Genomic DNA, 20862 nt, shown 5'->3' on the forward strand with positions numbered 1-20862 from the left:
AAGATGCATGGGAATGCCAGCTGCCAGAGCTCTGATAGATAAAGCAGCGCACAGTGGCCCAATCCAGTCTGGTAGCCCAGATGTGATTATCGGCGGTTTCCCCGCTGCAAGGAAAAGCGATCGTATCGTCTGTTCAGAGCATGGTAACGGCATTATCGTCGGCGGAACGGTCAGCGTTTATGTTAACGGATTGCCATTGGCGCGAAAGGGTGACAAAACGCTATGTAGTGTTTCTGGCGCAACCAAAGAAGATAAACCGCAGGCAAAGCCTCCCCAGTATTGGGGAGGAAGCCTTGCTAAAAAAGCAAGTGAAGATGGCACAATACACGGTGACCATTTTGATGCAACCATACTGAGTGCCATCTCCAGTTTGCAGGATAAAAATGCTGACGGCAGTTTTGATACGGCCTCATCAGGGTTTACTCTTGAAGACCTAACCATAGGCAACATGAAGAGTAATGATCTTGCAAGAGGCGAATTGCGCAATAAAATCGCTGTAGCCAATGTGACAGGGACCTGGTACGGTTACAGTGGTGACAGCGATATTACGGGATTTAACAGCAGCGCTACTGCATTGGGGATGCAGTATGGTGCAAGCGGCGCTTTGGGCAAGGAGGGAACACTTTACGGTGGCGGTGCCGGAGATGTCACATTGGGAACAGCTGAAGCTAAGGCTGTTACGGAGATTTACAAAGGTAATAATGGGCGCTACGGGTTTAGCGCGGAAGCTGGTGCAGAAGCAGCAGCAGTCAAAGGAGAGGCCTCAGGCAACTTTGATTTATATGGTATTATTGTGACTAATGCAAAAATTAGCGGAACTGCAGCCGCTGTGGGACTTTCTGGAGGAATAACGGGATACATTGATACTAATGACGACTCACTTAATATAAAGCTTTCAGGTGAAGTTATGATGGCGCTGGGATTAGGGTTTGACATTGATACGAAAATTTCCATCAAAAGAATTTTAGAATGGGGGTATCAAGATGATGATAGCGAAAATAAAACATCTAAAAAAGCTGGCAGTGGTGAAGGCTTTATTATCACCGGTTGTAACAGTGTTATAGTTGGCGACTGATTTTTAATACAGAGGAATTTATAGTGAATTACATTTTTTTTATCATTTTTCTTATGCTGACGCTTGTTTATTTATGGAATGGTCAGGATTTTTTTAATAAAAAAGAATGGATTATGCTTATTTTGAAAGTGGTTGGGGTTTTGATTTTTACCGCTTTACTTGGGCGGCTTATGCATGATTTGATTGTGTCATGGAAAATAGTGCCTATGGCCTCAGCCAGACATTTCACTACAGCTTTAGGTCTCTCTCTTTTGACTGTGTTGGGTATGAAGTTCATGGTGGTAATGCTATGTGCCATCTTTAAAAAGATTATGGTCTTCCATAAAAAATACAACTACGAAAACTATAATCAATTATCGTCTGTTTCAAGAAGTTTTTCTTTTCCTCTTCTTGTTCTCGCGAAGTGTGTTATTTCCTGTGGAAGTGTATTGATGTTCTATGGTATTTGGTTAGCCTGAGTATTTGATAAAAAGGAGTTTTATGAACGTTGAAATGACTTATGATTTTCCGGTTGTATCAGCTTTTACAGGGCAGGAAACACAGCAGCGATTCTGGAAATGCTTATACACATCGGCACCTAAAAAAATGCTCAATTATTGGGTTGTTCTTCCACAAGGATTGAAACCTGCAGAGGTTAACCCGGTTGGTTTTCCTGCAGTGGGTTTAACCAATATTGGACGCTATCTAACAACAGACACTTCACCTTATCTTGAGGTCTGGATGGGTTATGAACATTGCCACTGGGAGATGAATGCCTCCGACTGGTTATTCAAAAAACTGTCCATAATGGGGGAGACGGTGTTGCACCGTCGTTTTGTTGGCAAAGCATCTGAAAACGGTATGTTTGCAGATGTGCTCACTATCAGAAAACATGAATCTGGCGATGAGGTAATTTCTCGTTATACGGTTCAGAAAGATTATAATCCGCAGGAAAGCGGCGGGAACTATTTTTTGTTAAAAGTATCCTGTGCTAGTCATGATTATGCAACTCTGCTAAACGATATGTATGTGACTTCTGTTAACTGGGATCTTTTACATCGCAGCAATTTAGGAATGGCGGAATTATTAGTTACGGTTGATTTGGGAAAGAGCGGTTCGTTCAAAGTTCCCGGTTCGTGGCGTGCAAAAACAATAGCGATTAACCGAATGGTTATTGAACACACTGTTGATAATGTCAATTATGGCGTAATTAATCTTTATTTTTATCCTGTTAAGGACTTCCCCTCTGCTGACAGTGTTTTTGATAAGGCTACGGAAAGATTCCATCAGACTTTAGATGACATCTCACTTGTTACTAATGAACCCGAATCGCTCTCCAATGAAATTAATGATGCGTCCGATTCTTTTTTTCAGACGTGCAGCGGTCAGGTATCTAGTGAAAAAGATAAAATGCGAGCTTTTTATCAGATGTATATTTTCCGGCAGTCAAGTCTATGGTGCTATGCCGAGTTAGTGGGCAGGCAAAGGAACCCACATGATTATCATTTTGAAATCAATAAAAGATGTATGGAAATCATTCTTTCCACAATTAAAATAGAAAATATCTGATAAATAAAAAATTCTTTAATCATAATATTTTATTTAATCGCCTGCCATGAAGTATCAGGTTTTGATAATCAATTATTAATAGTAAATCCCTCCGTGGGCTGAATCCGCAACATTACTTTCTTCACTTTCGGTCAGGTAACACTCTGCCGTTCAAGTCAGTCAGGAAAATCACCATGTTCTCACGCATTACTGCACAGCTGCCGGCGGACGGCCTGCTGTTCCACACGCTCACGGGCACCGAGACGCTGTCCCGTCCGTTTGTGCTCACCGCCGAACTGCTGGCCACCGACGCGCGCATCGACCGTCACGCCCTGCTGGGCAAGCCGGTCACCTTTTCGCTGCCGACCGATGGCCTGATGAGCGCGCTGAGTCCGCGCTACCTCAACGGCAAAATCACCCGGATAGCGGTGCGCAGCCAGGAGCTGAGCGGCACCCGCTACGCGGTCTACCAGCTGACGGTCGAGCCGGACCTGTGGCCGATGCGGCGCGACCGCAACCTGCGCATCTTCCAGAGCCAGACGGTGCCGCAGATTGTGCAGACGCTGCTGAAGGAGTACGCGGTCAACGTTGAGACGCGGCTGGCGGGCAACTACCGGGTGTGGGAGTACTGCGTGCAGTATCAGGAGAGCAGCCTGGACTTTATCAGCCGCCTGATGGAGCTGGAGGGGATTTACTACTTCTTCCGCCACGAGGCGGACAAACATACGCTGGTGCTGTGCGACGCGCCGGACCAGCATCAGGCGTTTCCGGGCTATGAGACCATTGCTTATCACGTCACCCAGTCTGGCGGGGTGGTCACGGAAGAGGGCATCAGCCAGTGGTCGCTGGCGGAGAGCGTGACGCCGGGCATCTACAGTACCGACGACTACGACTTCCGCAAGCCGAACGCGTGGATGCTGCAGGCCCGCCAGAACCCGGCGTCGCCGGTGCCGGGCTCGGTGGACGTCTACGACTGGCCGGGCCATTTTGTCGACCACAGCCACGGCGAGTCCTACGCGCGCATCCGTCAGGAGGTATGGCAGGCCGAGCACCACAGCGTCAGCGGGTCGGGCACGGCCACCGGCATCGCCCCGGGCTTTACCTTCTCCATCATCAACGCGCCGCACTTCAGCGACAACGGCGAGTATCTGGTCACTTCAGCGACCTATGACTTTGCCGAGAACTCCTACGCCAGCGGTGACACCGGTGACAGCCGCCACAACATCCACTTCACGGTGCTGCCGTCGTCGGTGACCTACCGCACGCCGCCGGAGACGCCGTGGCCGAAAACACACGGCCCGCAGACCGCGAAGGTGGTCGGGCCGAAAGGCGAGTCCATCTGGACCGACCGCTATGGCCGGGTAAAGGTGAAGTTTCACTGGGACCGGCTGGCGAAGGGCGACGACACGAGTTCGTGCTGGGTGCGCGTCTCCAGCGCCTGGGCCGGTCAGGGGTTCGGCGGGGTGCAGATCCCGCGTGTTAACGACGAAGTGGTGGTGGACTTCATCAACGGCGACCCGGATCGTCCGCTGATCATCGGCCGCGTGTATAACGAGGCGAGTATGCCGCCGTGGGCGCTGCCGGCGGCAGCGACGCAGATGGGTTTTCTAAGCCGGTCGAAGGATGGCACGGCGGACACCGCGAACGCGCTGAGGTTTGAGGATAAGGCGGGTGAGGAACACCTGTGGATTCAGGCGCAGAAGAACATGGATACACATGTTAAAAATGACGCCAGCCATTCAGTTGCCAACAATCACAGCCATTACGCGGGCGGCAATGAGCTCTACCGTGTCGAAACTAACCGCGTCCACGGAGTGAAAGGGGGCGAAGAGCGGCTGACCGGTAAGGGCAAACTCGATGCGGTGGTTGATACTTACGTCGTTGGGTCGGGCACTAAGCTTCGTTTTGAATGCGGAGAGAGTGCTATCGAACTCAATGCGAATGGTCAGATTAATATCGTCGGCAAGGGGTTCAATATTTTCGTGCAGGGCGATGGTCATATCACCACCTCTGGCGGCAAACTGAACCTGAACACGGATGGTGCGAAACCGGGCACAAGCGCACCGGGATCCAGTCATAAACAGAACATCAGTCAGGCCGTAGATAACCTGTTCCCGCCGAAGCAGAAAGGGCAGGCTGCACCCGCTGCACCAAAGGCTGCGGCGGCCCCGGCGAAAGGTGCGGCTGGGCCAAAAAATAGTGACAATTTTTCCACGATTTCTCCAATAATATTAAGACATGAAGGTGGTTATGCAAACCGTGCATCTGACAAAGGCGGCCCAACAAATCATGGTATTGCGTGGGATACATGGAAAAAATACTCAAAAGAAGATTTAGGCGTTGAGCCGACATTAGAAAATTTAAAAAAAATCACTCCAGAGCAGGCTGAAATTATTTACAAGAAAAGATATTGGGATCCAAGTGGTTTCAACGATATTAAGGATCCTAAATTAGCTTTGATGTCCTATGACTGGAGCATTACTTCTGGTGGAGCCGGAAAGCAGATTCAAAAATTGCTAAATAGTCAATATGGACAAAATGTGAAGGTTGATGGTGTCATTGGGCCTGATACAATTTCTGCTATGAATAGTGTTGAAGATTCAGGTAAGCTAACCAATAGCATTGCTGAAATCAGAAAGCAATATTATACTAACCTGACTATATCTGATCCTAAAAACTTACCTAATCTCAACGGCTGGATTAATAGGGTTAATGATTGTCTGGATTTTAAAGGTTAATTAAATGAATAAAGTTGGATTTAGCTTAGCTGTTTTGCTGTCAATCTCTTCATTATCCTTGTTCGCTTCTGATGACTTTACTGGTCAGTGGAATGGTCAAGAAAAAAATGATAATGGATCGTTATACTCCACTCTGACATTAAAATTAAAGCAGGATAATAATAAAATAACGGGTAATTATTGTTATGTAACACGGGGTGGAAACAAAATAGATTGTCCTGAGGGTAATGGCAGCAATCTCAAAGGCACTGCAAATGGTAAAAAAGCTTTAATTGAATTTGATTCTTCATTTGGCGGAGTCAAGGGTAAAGCAAATTTAGAACTTAAAGATAATAAAGTTTTATGGAAGTTAATAAAAGACCCTGAGAATGGTGAGTTTTACGCTCCAAAAACTTACTCGCTCGATAAAGAAGTGAATCAGGGGGATTTAAAATCGGGCATGAAGATTTTCTCGACAGCTGATTTTACCATTACTTTAGTGAATGGTTGCGGAGAGTTTTATACTGTATGTAATAAAGTTAAATACTTAGGTCTCAGAAATAAAGATGGGAAACAAATCACTCTTGAAGGTAAAACCACGCAGCCTGTCAACTCAAATAAAGCTGATGGAATGATTTTCAATAATAGCGGCGTAGATTATATTGTGAGCTTTAATCCGCTTGCGTTAAAAGTAACGCAGGGGAATAAAACGCTTGTAGAGCAAAGTGGTAAGTGGGAGTGATGATTTTTATTATTATCAAGTGAGAGTTTTTTGCGCTTCAGATGATAATAATAACGTTGATTAATGTTGTGATATTTTATTGAGGTGGTGATGTTTTGTCTCCACCTCGTGCATATTATTGATCTGTATATTTTTTATTGAGTCAATTTAATCGCGTTACATTAGTGAATGAATGTTTTTTATTATTTTAAATTGCTAACCTCGATAAAAGACAATGATTGTAAATCGTTTTTTTACCAGCCTTTTATTTATGCCTGTCCTCCTGTTTTTATCCTGTCTTGCCAGAGCTGAGTCTGGTACGGAATTGTCTGTTCCTGCTCTTAAAGAGGGCGATTTTTCCGTTCTGCTGAACGACTATGCTTTCACTCCTGGTGACAACTGGAGCAACGAAAGTTTCGTACGCGCAGGCAAGGCCCTCAGTTCAGTTCTGGCCGGAGAAGTGGATATTAACAACCAGCAGTACAACTACTTTCAGCATACCTACGACGGCTTTGAGTTATTTAGCGCGGCAGCGGTTGGAGATGCCAGCCACACGGTTCTGGCTGAGGTCCTTCTGAAAAGTGCCAGCGTGCCGACGTCCCGAAATATAAAGATAGGCGATAGCCCCGAACAGGTTCAGCAAGCTTATGGACCCGCCAAAGAAGACAACAGTGATAATCAGCAATGGCTTGTCTACCAGTCGGGCGGGAAACAGTTAATGTTCCAGATTGACCAGGGGAAGGTCAGCTCCATCATGTTGAAAACAGATCTGGGTGCAGAGCAAAGCGAAATCAGCGCTGACCAGGCTATCAGTGCCGCAACGGAAGCGATTCACACCTGGCACCTGACTAGCCTTGATGATAAATGCCTGCGGTACGATCTCGATGACAGCAGTGATAAACGTTTCTTTGTCATCACGGTTCGTGAAGATCATCACGACACCAGTTGCGGTGGGGATCCTGATATTACGCATCGACTTTTCGACATTAAAGTTGCTCGAGATAATACACAGCTACTCACTAATGCCGACAACGTTGATGGCGAATACCATAGCCTGATTCCACCCGCTACAAACCATTAATAAAACGGAAATCTATTATGAATTACCAATTCAATGAGGGCGCCTTTGCGCTTTTTCCTGCTGCCTGGCAGGACACCACCATGAATATTCTCCGCGACGAAGCCAGTGGCCTGGCTTTGGTTGTAAGCCGTGGTGTTATTTCTGAGGGCAGTGATGCGGAAAAAGAATTCCAGCGTCAGTGGGACACGTTGCGGAGTCAGATGGGTCACATCCAGCAGAGTGAGTTTGTACGCGTGATGGCGGGTGTAGATAACACCCTGCACGCAATTGAAGTTGAAACTATGTTTGACCGTAACGGGCAGGCCGTGTGGCAGAAACAGCTGGCTACGCAGGTGCCGGACTCGAACACCTTAATGATTTTTACGCTCTCCGCGATGCGTCCATTCAATGAAGAAGACGGACAGCGCTGGAGTGCTTTTAAACAAAGCCTGACTCTGAACACGCCACGGAAAGCATAACTTATGGATAATCCTGCGGCCCGCGTGGGCGATGAGATCATTCACTCCAGCATTTTTGCTGATATCACCAGCATTGTGGCAGAAGGTGCGGCGTATGCCGTCATTGGTGCTGCAGTGGGTGCTGCTATCGTCTCGGCAGCGCCCCTGTTGGGTACAGGGGTAGCAGCGGCCAGTGTAGCCGCTGTGGGTAACAGTTGCCTGCTCAGCGGTATTCTTGGCGGTATACTGGCCAATGCCGTGGGTCTGTCACAGGAGATCAGCAAAGCGGCCGATGGGCTGGGAAACATGATATTCCCGCCGTCACCCGCCGGTGTGATATCCAGCGGTTCAGACAACGTTTACGTAAATGGTCTTTTAGCCGTGCGCGCGGCCGGGATGCTCACGCCCGGCGAGACACCACCACCGGAACCGCAATCACCGAAGAGCTTTGCCGACTACGGCGGCATGCTGCTCTCTGCGGTGGGCCAGTTTGGGAGTGCAATGTGGCAACCTACGGTCGCCTCCGCCGATGCGGGCACCTCTCCGCTGGAGCAGGACAAAGTGGCCTGTGAAAAACACAGTGCACCGCAATATCTGGCGCAGGGATCGAAAAGCGTCTTTATCAATGGCCAGCCTGCGGTACGCGCAAAGGATAAAACCACCTGTGATGCCACCGTGAGTGACGATGTTTCCCCCAATGTCATTATTGGTGGTGAAACGGTCACGGTCAGGGAGATCAAAAGCGGCAAGGTGCCAGGCCTGGCTGTGATGATGATCGGCCTTTCTCTAATCCGTGGTCGCCCCAGTCAGATCCTCAAAAACATGCCCTGCGCGCTGGCCGGTGCCGTGGGCGGTATGGCAGCGGACATGGCCATCAACGCGGCTTTCTCGTCGCTGTTCCCGGTTCATGCAGCGACCGGCGTCAAAGTCCTGAATGATGATGCCGAGCGCGATTTTTCCCTTCCCGGACGTTTCCCGCTTAGTTTTCAGCGCAGCTATAACAGCCTGACTCAGCGTGCTGGCCTGTTTGGTCAGGGCTGGGCCACGGTGTTTGACAGTTACCTGACGCTGGAAGGGAACCGGGCGACCTGGTTTGATGACAACGGACGCGAACTAAGCTTTGACGTGCCCGGTGAAAAAGAGGTGCTCTACAGCATCAGCGAAGGGTTGATGGTGCGGCGCAACGAGTCAGGCGATATCGCCATTGCCGATGACGACGGTGCGGTCTGGCGTCTATACCGACGCACGGCTGCTGATCCGCAGGTGCTTCGGCTGGCTTCACTGAGTGATGAGTACGGCAACGCCCTGGAGATGGGCTGGGATGAACAGGCTCGTCTGGTGCGTATTCATGACGCGCCGCTGGCGATTGACGTTACGCTGCACTACGACGACAGGCAGCACGCGCGGCGCCCGACATCAGCCAGCCATTTTGATGGCGATCAGCACTGGCCTCTGACGCGCTGGACATACACTGAACAGGGCCAGCTTGCCAGCGTTACTGATGCGGCTGGCGTTGTGTCGCGGCGTTTCCGGTACAACGACGACGGGTTAATGGTCTGGCATCAGCTGCCCGGCGGGCTGGAAAGCGAATATCGCTGGCAGAAGCTGGATCACTGGCGCGTAGTTGAGAACCGCACCAATACCGGTGATGGCTGCCACATGCATTACGATCTCGAGGCGGGCATCACGCGTGTTTCAACCTATGACGGTCAGCAGCGCGAACATCACTGGAATGCTGCGGGCCTCATCACCTGTTTTATCGACGAGCGGGGCGAGAAGTGGCGCTACGAGTGGGATGAAAACGAACTCCTGACGCGCCGCATCGATCCGCTGGGCAACGCGGTGAGCTTCGCCTATGACGATCTGGGTAACCGCGTTGAAGAGAAAGATGCTGACGGCGGTGTGCAGGCTGTGCAATGGCTGTCCCACCGTTCGCTGCCGACAGTGGTTGCCGGAGCAGATGGTTCCACCACGAAGTACTATTACGATCCCCATCATGGCCTTGAGCGCGTCGTTGATGCGCTCGGGCAAAGCACGCTCTATAAACGGGATGAATTCGGACTGGTTGTCGAGGAGATCGACGCAGCGGGTAACAGCTACCGCCGGGAGTTTAACGATGCCGGCCAGGTTATCCGTGAAACCGACTGCTCAGGGCTGACCACGCGCTACCGTTATCATCCGCTGGGCTGGCTCAGTTGTGTCATCGCGCCGGATGGTGAAGAAACCCGTTATCACTATGACGCAGCAGGCCGTCCTCTTCAGCTGGAACGTGCAGAAGGATGGGAAGAGCGGTTGCACTGGAGTGAAAACGGACTGCCGCTGGCCTATGAATCGGCTGATGGCAAGCGCAGTGAATTCCGTTACGACAACGTCGGGCGATTGATTGCCAACCGCAATGCAGAGGGTGAGACGGTTCAGCGAAGCTGGGACAGCCGTGGCCGGTTGACGGCGCTGCAAAACGAGAACGGCGAGCAGTATCAGTTCGAGTGGGGCGCAGATTCTCTGTTGCTGGCTCAGGTCGGGCTGGATGGCGTTGCCACGCGATATGATTATGATGCAGCGGGCCGCACGGTATCACGTACCTTTGCCGCCGGGCATCCTCAGTCCATCACCCATCGCTATCACTGGAGCCGTGCGGGACAACTGCTGGCGCGGACCACGCCGGAAGGCCAGACGCGCTATCACTACAGCGGTGGCGGCCAGCTGGGTAAGGTGTCGCAGCATCTGCCGCTGTCTGACACTGAGTGGAGCCAGCAGGCCGAGCAGGAGATCACCTTTAAATATGATGCGCTGGGCCGCATCGTTGCGGAACAGGGAGAGCAGGGAGAACTGGCGTGGGAGTATGACGCGCTGGGTAACTGCACAGCCTTAACCCTGCCGGATGGTCGTAATCTCAAGCAGCTTTACTACGGCAGCGGCCATTTACTGAGCATCGCATTAGACAACCTGCCGGTCACCGAGTTTACCCGTGACACGCTGCACCGGGAACTGAGCCGGACCCAGGGCGGCCTGACCATGCGCAGTGAATATGACCGGTTAGGCAGACTGCGCCGTCGTGACGTGTTCAAAGGCGACTCGCAGCGACCTGCACCGCGCGTCTGGTCCCGTCGCCGTGACTTCGATTACGGTAACAACCTGATCCGTGAAGAGCGTGACGATAATCCGTTCAGCCAGACATTATGGAACTACGATAACGCCGGTCGGTTATTGTCTCAGGACGGTGCGCAGCCGGGTAATGAACAGTGGCGCTGGGATGGCGCAGGCAACCCGCTGGATCGCCATAGTGCCGCGCATGTCACGCATAACCGCGTCACTGAACTGAACGGTATCCGCTGGCAGTACGATATTCATGGCCGCACCACTGAGAAAGATGACGGACAGACCCGCTGGCGCTACCGTTACGATGGTGAGCATCGCCTTATGGACGTCATCAGCGAGCCGCGGGACCGTAACAAGCCGCGCACAAAGGTGAGTTTCCGCTACGATCCGCTGGGACGCCGCATCAGTAAAACCAGCCAGCAGCTGTTACAGGGAAGACCATCTGGCAACGCTGTAACGACGCGTTTTGTGTGGGAAGGTTACCGTCTGCTGCAGGAGATCCACGACGGCACTCCCCTGACCTACGTTTACAGCGACAGCCAGAGCTATGAACCGCTGGCGCGTATTGATGGTGTTGAAAGCCCGGAGATCTACTGGTTCCATAATGCGGCCAACGGGATGCCGGAGCTGCTGACCGACGCTGAAGGGCAAAAAGCCTGGGAAGGAATTAACAGCCCGTGGGGCAAGCTGATGCGCGAGTCCAGCCAGCGGATGCCGGTCGTTCAGCAGAACCTGCGTATGCAGGGCCAGTACCTGGACCGTGAGACCGGTCTGCACTACAATCTGTTTCGTTATTATGACCCGGACAGCGGACGGTTTACCCAGCAGGACCCGATAGGGCTGGCGGGCGGGATCAACCTTTACCAGTGTGCGCCGAATGCGCTGGGGTGGGTGGATCCTTGGGGTTTGATGAAGTGTAAAAACCCTTCTAAAGAAGCCACTAAATGGCAAGGTCCAGAAAATACCGATTATCCAGGAATTGATGTTTACAAGAACAGGAAGCTTAAAAAAGGTACAGTTCTCTATGCTCTTTACCCTAACGGTGACCAAAAACCTGCATATGTAGTCACATTCCCTACTGTTAAACAATACAGAAATAATCCATTAGGTTATCATCAAGCTTTGCAAGTTAAATTAGATCCACGCTGGCCTGTACGTACGAAATTAAGAGCATTTTATGTAAGTGAAGATATTGATGTTGCCTATGGTAGAGCGGCAGCAAATAAAATTTATGGCGATGGTGGGGGACTTCAGTTCTTTATACCAGAGGAAGTGAGGCATTTGTTAATCCCAGGAAAAATTATTGATATATGAAAAATCTAAAATTTGAACCAACCACAGGTACATTAGTCCTAGATGAAAAAAATTTGGAAATTACAAGTGAAGAGGCTTTTTGCAATAGTGAATTTTATAAAAAATTACAAAAAGTAGGTTCTATAAAAAGTCTTATGCCTCATCATTATCTTATCGATTCAATAGTTTTCCATAATAAAGAATTTGAAATCCACATTAGGCCAATATGTTTTAATTTTCCGTTCATGGTGCAACTTGTCGATAAAGGAAGTGAATATTATGATTCCTTAAGTGATTGGAACAGGCGAGCCGACATTGAAATGTTAAATAAATCAGTAAGATATTTGTCTAATTGGCTTGGCTCATCTCTGGAACTAGGGGAGCCTGACTTTAGTGAAAATGAAATGGTTAGGTGGAGATTTCCATGGGGGAACGTGTCAGTTTCATACGAGACAAGGTCATTTAATCATGGTATATATATAACATGGGATGTGTGATTATAAAATAAAATTCAATTACAAACAGTTAGGGTGGCAAGTTAAAAAAGATAAATACTAAAAATACAATATTTTTTATTGTGAAGTAAATTTACTTGAGTATTTACTTCGAGGTGCATTCTAAAATAATTGGCTGGTTATTATATTAAGTTTTTATTATATAGTAGGCTTTATAGTGAAATTAGATTCTGCACTGTTATCAGTTAAAACAGCCAGCAGCTTATACAGGGAGATCATCCGGCAACCCCGTAACGACGCGTTTTGTCTGGGCAGGCTACCGCCTGCTGCAGGAGATCCACGACGGCACTCCGCTGAGCTATGTTTACAGCGACAGCCAGAGCTATGAGCCGCTGGCGCGTATTGATGGTGTGGAAAACCCGGAGATTTACTGGTTTCGTAATGCGGCCAACGGGATGCCGGAGCTGCTGACTGACGCTGAAGGGCAAAAAGCCTGGGAAGGGATCAACAGCCCGTGGGGCAAACTGCTGCGCGAGTCCAGCGAGCGAATGCCAGTTATTCAGCAGAACCTGCGTATGCAGGGCCAGTACCTGGACCGGGAAACCGGACTGCACTACAATCTGTTTCGTTATTATGACCCGGACAGCGGACGGTTTACCCAGCAGGACCCGATAGGGCTGGCTGGCGGGCGGGATTAACCTTTACCAGTATGCGCCGAATGCGCTGGGTTGGGTGGATCCGTGGGGGTTGAGTTGTAAGAAAACTAATACATGGAATGAATATCAGCGGCATCATCGTGGCAATTTCAAAAAAACATCCGATGCTTCCGAAGCCTATCATAATTTGATAAAAGAACAGTCTCCTTGGCCATTGAATGAACCTCCAGTTAAAGCAGAAGTTTTACCTGGTGTTAAACTTAATATGGCAGTGGCTCCGGGCCAACCTGCTACCCGCCCGGGCGGTTTTGCTACTTTCGATGATATTCCTAATAAAGCTTTCGTAAGGAATGAGCTTGGAGTCAAAAATGAATGGAAACCTGATATTGATAGAGTTATTACTTATGAGGTTATAAAACCCTTGCCTGTCAACTTTGGAGAGGTAGGTCCCCAAATTGATAAAGGGGCTGGTGCTTACCTTAAAGGTGGTAAATCACAGGTGGAAATGTTAGTGCCCCTAATGAAAGAATGGACTACTTGAGAGTAGTAGATGAAAAGCCCATCGGCGATTGAAGCAGGGAGTAAAAATGAGCGAAATTAATGATCTAAATGTCATGGCTTGTGAGTCGATTGTAAAGTGGAAATGTAAAGAAAAAATATTTTCCATGCCATTTTCTAAAATTGATCAGGTGATGGTCGATGGAAGTAGAGAGTTGATATTTGTTCTAGACCAAAAGAGAGAATTGCCACAGAGGTTATCTATAATTAACGGAGGAGGAGAGGTTTTATCAACATTTTCGCCTCCTGATGGGGGACAGTTTTACTACATGGCCATTGATGCAAAAAAAGAAGTCTTAGTAGTCTGTGTTTTTAGTGAGAAAATTGACGGGTGGAGTGATTGGCATTTTTCTTACAATCAAAAAGATAATTTGCTTGTGCGTGTTTCACCTGCATACTGATGGTTATCTATTCAACATTAGAGCGATAAGATATAATGGGTAGCTATATTTAAGTTCGTGGAGTGATGTGGTTACTCCACGAAAATCTGATAGAATAGATTTTTCAAGATTGGAAAAAGTAAAATGCTTATAAAAACAAGCATGCCATTTAATTTATTATGATTAAAGACAGTTATTTTATGAAAGATAATTCATCAGTAGCTTCCGATTCCATTCTTCGTTGCCTGAAATAAAAAACATGCTAAGAACGTGTTTTTTTAAAGCCTGAAACCACATCAGTCGTTGAACAGGAAATTCATCACATTGCTATCTTTCACGACGTACTCTTTACCATCTGAACGTATCTTGCTGGCTTATTTAGCACCTTGCTCGCCTTTATAAGCGATAAAGTCTTAAACGCGATGGTCTGGGCGCGGATAAAGTCTTTCTCGAAGTCGGCTTGAATTTTACCGACTGCCTGAGGGCGATCGGGCGACCTGAATGGTCCATGCACGGATTTCTTTCACACCAGCGGCGATGTAGGTCTGCAGGTTCAGGAGAGAGTAACCGGCACTGATAACGCGATTCTGCCCCGGCTTTTCCAGTCTCGGTTCCGCCATGAACTCGTCCCGGTCTTCATCCTCCAGTTCGGCAAGGCCTGACCCACTGATGTCACATAATGGCACCATGAATCGAGTCTACTCGTGACACATTGCATCGGGAACTCTGAGGCACTATGCGCAATCAATGTATTTAAGGGTGACTCACAGCGTCCTGCGCCGCGCGTCTGGTCCCGTCGCCGCGACTTCGATTACGGTAACAACCTGATTCGTGAAGAGCGTGACGATAATCCGTTCAGCCAGACATTATGGAACTACGATAACGCTGGGCGGCTGTTGTCACAGGACGGTGCGCAGCCGGGTAATGAACAGTGGCGCTGGGATGGCGCGGGCAACCCGCTGGATCGCCATAGTGCTGCCCATGTCATGCATAACCGTGTCACCGAACTGAACGGTATCCGCTGGCAGTACGATATCCATGGCCGCACCACCGAGAAAGATGACGGGCAGATTCGCTGGTGTTATCGCTACGATGGTGAGCATCGCCTGATGGACGTCATCAGCGAGCCGCGGGACCGTAACAAGCCGCGCACAAAGGTGAGTTTCCGTTACGATCCGCTGGGACGCCGCATCAGTAAAACCAGCCAGCCGCTGTTACAGGGAAGACCATCTGGCAACGCCGTCACGACGCGCTTCGTGTGGGAAGGTTACCGTCTGCTGCAGGAGATCCACGACGGCACTCCCCTGACCTACGTTTATAGTGACAGCCAGAGCTATGAACCGCTGGCGCGTATTGATGGCTTGGAAAGCCCGGAGATTTACTGGTTCCATAATGCGGCCAACGGGATGCCGGAGCTGCTGACTGACGGTGAAGGGCAAAAAGCCTGGGAAGGGATCAACAGCCCGTGGGGCAAACTGCTGCGCGAGTCCAGCCAGCGGATGCCTGTCGTTCAGCAGAACCTGCGTATGCAGGGCCAGTACCTGGACCGGGACTAATTTGCTTTAGCAAATTTGAACATCGCTTCAGCGATGACCCCAGAGGGGTGAGGCACCGCAGGTGCCGAATTAACCGGACTGCACTACAATCTGTTTCGTTATTATGATCCGGACAGCGGACGGTTTACCCAGCAGGACCCGATAGGTCTGGCGGGCGGGATCAATCTTTACCAGTATGCGCCGAATGCGCTGGGGTGGGTGGATCCGTGGGGGTTGAGTAGGTGTAAGAACGAATGGAATGAGTTCCAGAAAAAGTCGAATAATCGACAATTTACTTCAAGGTCACAGGCATCCAAAGCATATGCTTTATGGAAAAAACAAGACTGGGCAGAATTAGAGCGATTCATGGGTGAAGGAGCTTGGCCCCCTAACCGTGGTTTTGTTAAAGCAACAAAAATGACTCTTGAACCTGGCACTTTAGTTGATCGTTATGGTGGTTGGATTGATGATAAAGGGTTCCATGATGGTGGTAGCTTTATTTCCCCTGTTGGCTCTTCATTTGAGGGCAGGGCTTTACAATCAAGCACGCTGAATAAACCCTATTCGATTTATGAGGTAATGAAACCATTACCGGTCGATAGTGGACCAGCCATTCCTTGGTTTGGACAGCCGGGTTATGGAACTCAACATGAAACCTTTTTTAGCATTGATAAATTAGTCGAAAATGGCTTTTTGAGGAAGGTATGAAAATAGTTAATTATCAGAAAAAAAAGACATTAATCCATGATGGATTTGAAGATGAGTTCTTAAAGAATCATACGGAAATCTCTTGCCCTTGCTGTAATGGTAAAGTTTATTTTGGGTTATATAATTCAGAGGGTTTAGATACGTATGATGAAAAGAAAAGAAAATATATTGTCAGAAATATTAAAGATGTGAAGTTTACGGATGGTGAAATCCAGGAGGTTAGATATAAAAACATTCCACTAAGAGTTTCAGAAAAAAAATGCTCAAATGGGCTGCACAACATTTTAGTTGTTTTTACTTATAAGGAAATACAACCTGCTCGCTATGAGTCTTATCTTGTCGGTGTGTTTGATGATGAAAGTCTTAATCAATAGTTTTATAACATTTAGGTTTAGTTAGGGTTTTATAATTTTTTTTAAATGATGTGTTTTATAATACAAGAAGATTTTTCTTGGTAAGTAAGGCCGAGGATCATAAATAAGCTTACCACCAAACTGAACGGTATCCGCTGGCAGTACGATATTCATGGCCGCACCACTGAGAAAGATGACGGGCACACCCGCTGGCGCTACCGTTACGATGGTGAGCATCGCCTGATGGACGTCATCAGCGAGCCGCGGGACCGTAACAAGCCGCGCACAAAGGTGAGTTTCCGCTACGATCCGCTGGGACGCCGCATCAGTAAAACCATCCAGCAGCTGTTACAGGGAAGACCATCTGGCAACGTCGTAACGACGCGTTTTGTCTGGGAAGGCTACCGCCTGCTGCAGGAAATCCACGACGGCACTCCGCTGACCTATGTTTACAGCGACAGCCAGAGCTATGAACCGCTGGCCCGTATTGATGGCTTGGAAAGCCCGGAGATTTACTGGTTTCATAATGCGGCCAACGGGATGCCGGAGCTGCTGACCGACAGTGAAGGGCAAAAAGCCTGGGAAGGGATCAACAGCCCGTGGGGCAAACTGCTGCGCGAGTCCAGCCAGCGGATGCCGGTCGTTCAGCAGAACCTGCGTATGCAGGGCCAGTACCTGGACCGGGACTAATTTGCTTTAGCAAATTTGAACATCGCTTCAGCGATGACCCCAGAGGGGTGAGGCACCGCAGGTGCCGAATTAACCGGACTGCACTACAATCTGTTTCGATATTATGACCCGGACAGCGGACGGTTTACCCAGCAGGACCCGATAGGGCTGGCGGGCGGGATCAACCTTTACCAGTATGCGCCGAATGCGCTGGGTTGGGTGGATCCGTGGGGGTTGAGTAAGTGCTCAAGTGCCAGACCAACTAAACCGTTGCCACCACATATCGAAGGTGAGTATTTATATCGAGGGATATACCGTGGACATCCAGATGAAGCCAATGCTCTTAGGGGGCATGTCGCCCCTGGCAATCCCAAATCAAATATTACTGAAGATGAACATAATCTAGGCGAAGTATCCGCAAATAGTCCGTTTACTTCATGGACCAGAGATCCTGATATTGCAAGAAAATTTGCCAAAGAAGACGGTGTGGTTTTGAGAGTCAAGACTGGCGCTCCTCCAGAAGGTGCTGGTTGGTCATGGGCTTGGTCACCAGATAGATACTATGAGCAGGAAGTCCTTCTGAGAGGACCTCGAAGCGGAGACATAGAGGTATTTTTGCCATGATTGAAAATAGTAATGAAAAATTAATTTTAGATGCATTGGCGCCAAAAATACTGCGAGATTATATTGATCTTGCAGATGCTAGTAATTTAATTCTTATAAAAAAGCTCAAGAAAAGAACGCTTGAAGAAATGGAAATTCATATCGAAAATGTTAGGAGGAATGGCGGTGATATTATTGGGTATTCCGAACTCAAAGATATTCTTTATGATGTTGAGGATGAGTATGTATATATATTAAGTGGTTGTGATAAAATATTTGGTTTTGATCTTTACCTTGGCGAAGATAAAACAAAAGTACTTGGTGTATTAATTATTAAGCTTAGAATAAAGAGTGAGGATGAATTAAAGTGGGAGAGGGATAAGTTAGGAATTGTACGCCCATGAGTTTAGGCCGGATAGGATCAAAAGGTTCTTCCGGCATTTTTATATGGTTAGCAATGATGTAGTTTAAATTTAATGCTGTTAATAAAGTGGTCTGCTTCATTAATACGTATTATTCGATTATTTAAGTAAATGGCTGAGCTTCGGACATTAAATAAGAATTTCATTGCAATGTCATTTTTCACAATATACTCTTTAGCTTTAGAGTATATCTTTCTGGCTTATTTATTACCTTCTCACTAAATTTATAGAAAAATAAAATGCTAGCAGTGAGCTAGTTGTTTTTTATGATTTCACTAACTCCAAAGGCTGGCGAAGTATATTTTTGGAGTTCGACTTTTAAAATATACCAGTGGCATTAAGTGTTGGATAAACCATTTCCTCCCCTTGCCCATATCCCTCCATCCTCCCCGAACACAATCTTTTTCCTATGATCCACCCCTCCATTTACTCCAATCCCTGTCCCAAACCCCCTGAAAAACCCACCCATCATCACTATTACCTCTGGCTATAACCTGCCGTTATACCCTCCTGCTAAACAAGCATTCGTCACCTTTCAGAACGCATGAAATAGTGGTTTCAGAACCTGATCTTTTGGCTGAAACGAGAGACAACATGCTAATCCCACAACCCTATTTACTCTTTCTTGGCGATGTTACCGATCCCCTCGCGGCAAAAACGGCGCGCGGTATTCATATCTGGCGGCCTGAGCAGTGCGTTGGCGAAATTAAACTGCCGGGCTGCACGGTCAGTCTGGGTCTCGATGAACTGGATATTTCCGGTGCTAAAGCACGCGGTGCGAAAACGCTGGTGCTGGGTACGGCCAATGCCGGCGGCTATCTGCCAGTGCACTGGCTGGAAACCATCAAAAGTGCCATCAAAGCAGGCATGAACGTTGCCAGTGGTCTGCACCACCGACTGGTGGATGAGCCGGAACTGGTTGCACTTGCGCAGGCTTCTGGCGTAGAGCTGTTTGACCTGCGTCATATGCGTCCGGCGCTTAATGTTGGCAGCGGTAAGAAGCGCACAGGTAAGCGCATCCTGACGGTGGGTACGGACTGTTCAGTGGGCAAGATGTACACCTCACTGGCGCTGGAAGCGGCAATGCGCGCGCGCGGCATGAAGGCCGATTTTCGCGCCACGGGGCAGACCGGCATTCTGGTCGCAGGAGAGGGTATTGCTGTGGATGCGGTCATCGCTGATTTTATTGCCGGTGCAGCAGAAGCGCTGTCACCAGCTAATGACGCGGACCATTGGGATATCGTCGAAGGTCAGGGCTCACTGTTCCATCCCTCTTATGCGGGCGTCAGCATGGGGCTGATGCACGGTGCGCAACCGCACTGGCTGGTGATGTGCCATGAAATGGGACGCCCCCACATGCGTCATTTGCCGCACCAGCCGATGGTCAGCCTGCAGGCGTGCGTGGAAGCCAATCTGCGTGCCGCGCAGGTGACCAGTGAGTCGGTTCAGCTGGCGGGCTTTGCGATCAACACCTCAAATTACACTGAAGAAGAGGCAATCGCTTATTGCGCCGAAATCAGCGCGGAGTTCGGCTTACCGGCTACGGATCCTGTGCGTTTTGGTATTGATGAGATCGCCGCACTGCTTCAGGAGCGTGGCTGAAATGCGACAGTTGCAGATTGAGATGGTGGAGCTGCCGCTGGCGCGACCCTTTGCTATCGCACGCGGTATCCGTACCGCCGTGACGGTCATCCGGGTCACGCTGGAGCAGGAGGGTTTCATCGGGCAGGGAGAATGTACCCCGACGGCCCGCTACGATGAGACACCCGACAGCGTTCAGGCCCTGCTCGAAGCAGTACGGACTGAGGTGGAGTCGGGCCTGAGCCGTCACGATCTGCAGCACCGGTTACCTGCCGGTTCAGCGCGCAACGTGCTGGACTGTGCGCTATGGCGTCTTGACGCGGCACGGGCAAATCAGACGCTGTGGCAAAAGAGCACGTGCTCTCAGCCACCGTCGGTGGTGACGGCAGAGACCCTTAGTCTGGATACGCAGGAAAATATGGCTCTCGCGGCGGCGGATGCCGTGTTACGTGGTGCCATCCTGCTCAAAATTAAGCTCGACCGCAGTGAGATTCTGGAAAAAGTGGCAGCGATTCGTGCGGCGGCACCGCACGCCACGCTCATTATCGATGCTAATGAAGCCTGGTCGGGGCTGGAACTGGAAAGCCTGCTGGTGGCACTGAAGGCTTTCAATATTGCGATGGTGGAGCAACCCCTTCCCGCCGGACAGGATCATGACCTGCAACGTTTTAAACATCCCATACCGGTCTGTGCCGATGAGAGTTGCCATACGCGGGCAGATATTGCCGGATTACGCGACCGCTACGAGATGATCAACATCAAACTGGATAAGTGCGGTGGCCTGACCGAAGCGCTGACGATGGTGAAAGAAGCCCGCGCCCACAAAATGCGCATCATGGTCGGTTGCATGCTGGGCTCGTCACTGGCGATGGAGGCGGCATTGCCCGTCGCGGTAAATGCAGAGTTCGTCGATCTGGATGGCCCCATCTGGCTTGCCGCCGACAGTTCTCCTTTTCTGAGCTACTCCCAGGGCCGTATCTGGCTATAACACT

14 protein-coding genes and 4 pseudogenes are annotated in these 20862 nt (G+C 49.3%); 17 read left to right on the top strand and 1 reads right to left on the bottom strand.

Going from position 1 to position 20862, the window contains the following annotated elements; genetic code table 11:
* The first annotated feature begins 7 nt into the window (after positions 1-7).
* The 11 genes and pseudogenes from BY447_RS18465 (at position 8) to BY447_RS18515 (ending at position 14020) form a co-directional block, all read left to right on the top strand.
* On the top strand, positions 8-1075 hold the full coding sequence (locus BY447_RS18465; RefSeq protein ID WP_110331768.1) for a PAAR domain-containing protein: 1068 nt from the start codon (positions 8-10) through the stop codon (positions 1073-1075).
* A 23-nt stretch (positions 1076-1098) separates the two neighbouring features.
* Entirely contained in the window at positions 1099-1533 is a 435-nt protein-coding gene (locus BY447_RS18470) for a hypothetical protein (protein ID WP_110331769.1), read from the top strand.
* A gap of 22 nt (positions 1534-1555) precedes the next feature.
* Positions 1556-2623 carry a hypothetical protein gene (locus tag BY447_RS18475; protein ID WP_110331770.1) on the top strand — a complete coding sequence of 356 codons (1068 nt, stop codon included), beginning with the start codon at positions 1556-1558 and terminating at the stop codon, positions 2621-2623.
* A gap of 173 nt (positions 2624-2796) precedes the next feature.
* The gene (gene tssI, locus BY447_RS18480; RefSeq protein ID WP_110331771.1) at positions 2797-5340 is read left to right on the top strand and encodes a type VI secretion system tip protein TssI/VgrG; all 2544 of its coding nucleotides are present in this window, start codon (positions 2797-2799) and stop codon (positions 5338-5340) included.
* Positions 5341-5344: 4 nt separating this feature from the next.
* The gene (locus BY447_RS18485; RefSeq protein ID WP_110331772.1) at positions 5345-6061 is read left to right on the top strand and encodes a hypothetical protein; all 717 of its coding nucleotides are present in this window, start codon (positions 5345-5347) and stop codon (positions 6059-6061) included.
* Between the two features lie 214 nt (positions 6062-6275).
* Positions 6276-7121 carry a hypothetical protein gene (locus tag BY447_RS18490; protein ID WP_110331773.1) on the top strand — a complete coding sequence of 282 codons (846 nt, stop codon included), beginning with the start codon at positions 6276-6278 and terminating at the stop codon, positions 7119-7121.
* Positions 7122-7138: 17 nt separating this feature from the next.
* Complete coding sequence (locus tag BY447_RS18495; protein WP_033782841.1) at positions 7139-7579, top strand: DcrB-related protein; 441 nt, start codon at positions 7139-7141, stop codon at positions 7577-7579.
* Positions 7580-7582: 3 nt separating this feature from the next.
* Positions 7583-11971 (top strand): RHS repeat-associated core domain-containing protein, encoded by a 4389-nt coding sequence (locus BY447_RS18500; RefSeq protein ID WP_110331774.1) that lies wholly within the window; start codon positions 7583-7585, stop codon positions 11969-11971.
* Positions 11968-12447: a hypothetical protein gene (locus tag BY447_RS18505; protein ID WP_110331775.1), complete on the top strand. Its 480-nt coding sequence runs from the start codon at positions 11968-11970 to the stop codon at positions 12445-12447. Before BY447_RS18500 ends, BY447_RS18505 begins: the two co-directional genes overlap by 4 nt.
* A gap of 227 nt (positions 12448-12674) precedes the next feature.
* A pseudogene (locus tag BY447_RS23525) lies at positions 12675-13602 on the top strand (RHS repeat domain-containing protein); the annotation flags it as partial.
* Between the two features lie 46 nt (positions 13603-13648).
* Positions 13649-14020, top strand: coding sequence for a hypothetical protein (locus BY447_RS18515; protein WP_110331776.1), 372 nt, complete (start codon positions 13649-13651; stop codon positions 14018-14020).
* Between the two features lie 275 nt (positions 14021-14295).
* Here the strand turns inward: BY447_RS18515 and BY447_RS18520 are convergent.
* Positions 14296-14688 (bottom strand): annotated as a pseudogene (locus tag BY447_RS18520) (DUF933 domain-containing protein); the annotation flags it as partial.
* A gap of 57 nt (positions 14689-14745) precedes the next feature.
* Between BY447_RS18520 and BY447_RS18525 the strand changes: the two are divergent.
* The 6 genes and pseudogenes from BY447_RS18525 to dgcA form a co-directional block, all read left to right on the top strand.
* Positions 14746-16242: pseudogene (locus tag BY447_RS18525) on the top strand (glycohydrolase toxin TNT-related protein); the annotation flags it as partial.
* A complete protein-coding gene (locus BY447_RS18530; RefSeq protein ID WP_110331777.1) occupies positions 16239-16616 on the top strand; it encodes a hypothetical protein in 378 nt (125 codons plus the stop codon). The pseudogene BY447_RS18525 and the gene BY447_RS18530, both read left to right, overlap by 4 nt.
* 114 nt (positions 16617-16730) lie before the next feature.
* Positions 16731-17888: pseudogene (locus BY447_RS23530) on the top strand (RHS repeat domain-containing protein); the annotation flags it as partial.
* Entirely contained in the window at positions 17885-18271 is a 387-nt protein-coding gene (locus BY447_RS18545; RefSeq protein WP_110331780.1) for a hypothetical protein, read from the top strand. The pseudogene BY447_RS23530 and the gene BY447_RS18545, both read left to right, overlap by 4 nt.
* 612 nt (positions 18272-18883) lie before the next feature.
* Positions 18884-19891, top strand: coding sequence for an N-acetyltransferase DgcN (gene dgcN, locus BY447_RS18550; RefSeq protein WP_110331781.1), 1008 nt, complete (start codon positions 18884-18886; stop codon positions 19889-19891).
* Position 19892: 1 nt separating this feature from the next.
* Positions 19893-20858, top strand: coding sequence for an N-acetyl-D-Glu racemase DgcA (gene dgcA, locus BY447_RS18555; protein ID WP_110331782.1), 966 nt, complete (start codon positions 19893-19895; stop codon positions 20856-20858).
* Positions 20859-20862: the final 4 nt, after the last annotated feature.

Source organism: Pantoea sp. JKS000250 (assembly GCF_003201065.1).
Taxonomy (GTDB): Bacteria; Pseudomonadota; Gammaproteobacteria; order Enterobacterales; family Enterobacteriaceae; genus Pantoea; species Pantoea vagans.

Coding starts and splice junctions, on each gene's coding strand:
- BY447_RS18515 (WP_110331776.1), top strand. CDS start 13,649: ATGAGCGAAATTAATGATCTAAATGTCATGGCTTGTGAGTCGATTGTA.
- dgcA (WP_110331782.1), top strand. CDS start 19,893: ATGCGACAGTTGCAGATTGAGATGGTGGAGCTGCCGCTGGCGCGACCC.
- BY447_RS18545 (WP_110331780.1), top strand. CDS start 17,885: ATGATTGAAAATAGTAATGAAAAATTAATTTTAGATGCATTGGCGCCA.
- BY447_RS18490 (WP_110331773.1), top strand. CDS start 6,276: ATGATTGTAAATCGTTTTTTTACCAGCCTTTTATTTATGCCTGTCCTC.
- BY447_RS18500 (WP_110331774.1), top strand. CDS start 7,583: ATGGATAATCCTGCGGCCCGCGTGGGCGATGAGATCATTCACTCCAGC.
- BY447_RS18505 (WP_110331775.1), top strand. CDS start 11,968: ATGAAAAATCTAAAATTTGAACCAACCACAGGTACATTAGTCCTAGAT.
- BY447_RS18495 (WP_033782841.1), top strand. CDS start 7,139: ATGAATTACCAATTCAATGAGGGCGCCTTTGCGCTTTTTCCTGCTGCC.
- BY447_RS18465 (WP_110331768.1), top strand. CDS start 8: ATGGGAATGCCAGCTGCCAGAGCTCTGATAGATAAAGCAGCGCACAGT.
- dgcN (WP_110331781.1), top strand. CDS start 18,884: ATGCTAATCCCACAACCCTATTTACTCTTTCTTGGCGATGTTACCGAT.
- tssI (WP_110331771.1), top strand. CDS start 2,797: ATGTTCTCACGCATTACTGCACAGCTGCCGGCGGACGGCCTGCTGTTC.
- BY447_RS18530 (WP_110331777.1), top strand. CDS start 16,239: ATGAAAATAGTTAATTATCAGAAAAAAAAGACATTAATCCATGATGGA.
- BY447_RS18475 (WP_110331770.1), top strand. CDS start 1,556: ATGAACGTTGAAATGACTTATGATTTTCCGGTTGTATCAGCTTTTACA.
- BY447_RS18485 (WP_110331772.1), top strand. CDS start 5,345: ATGAATAAAGTTGGATTTAGCTTAGCTGTTTTGCTGTCAATCTCTTCA.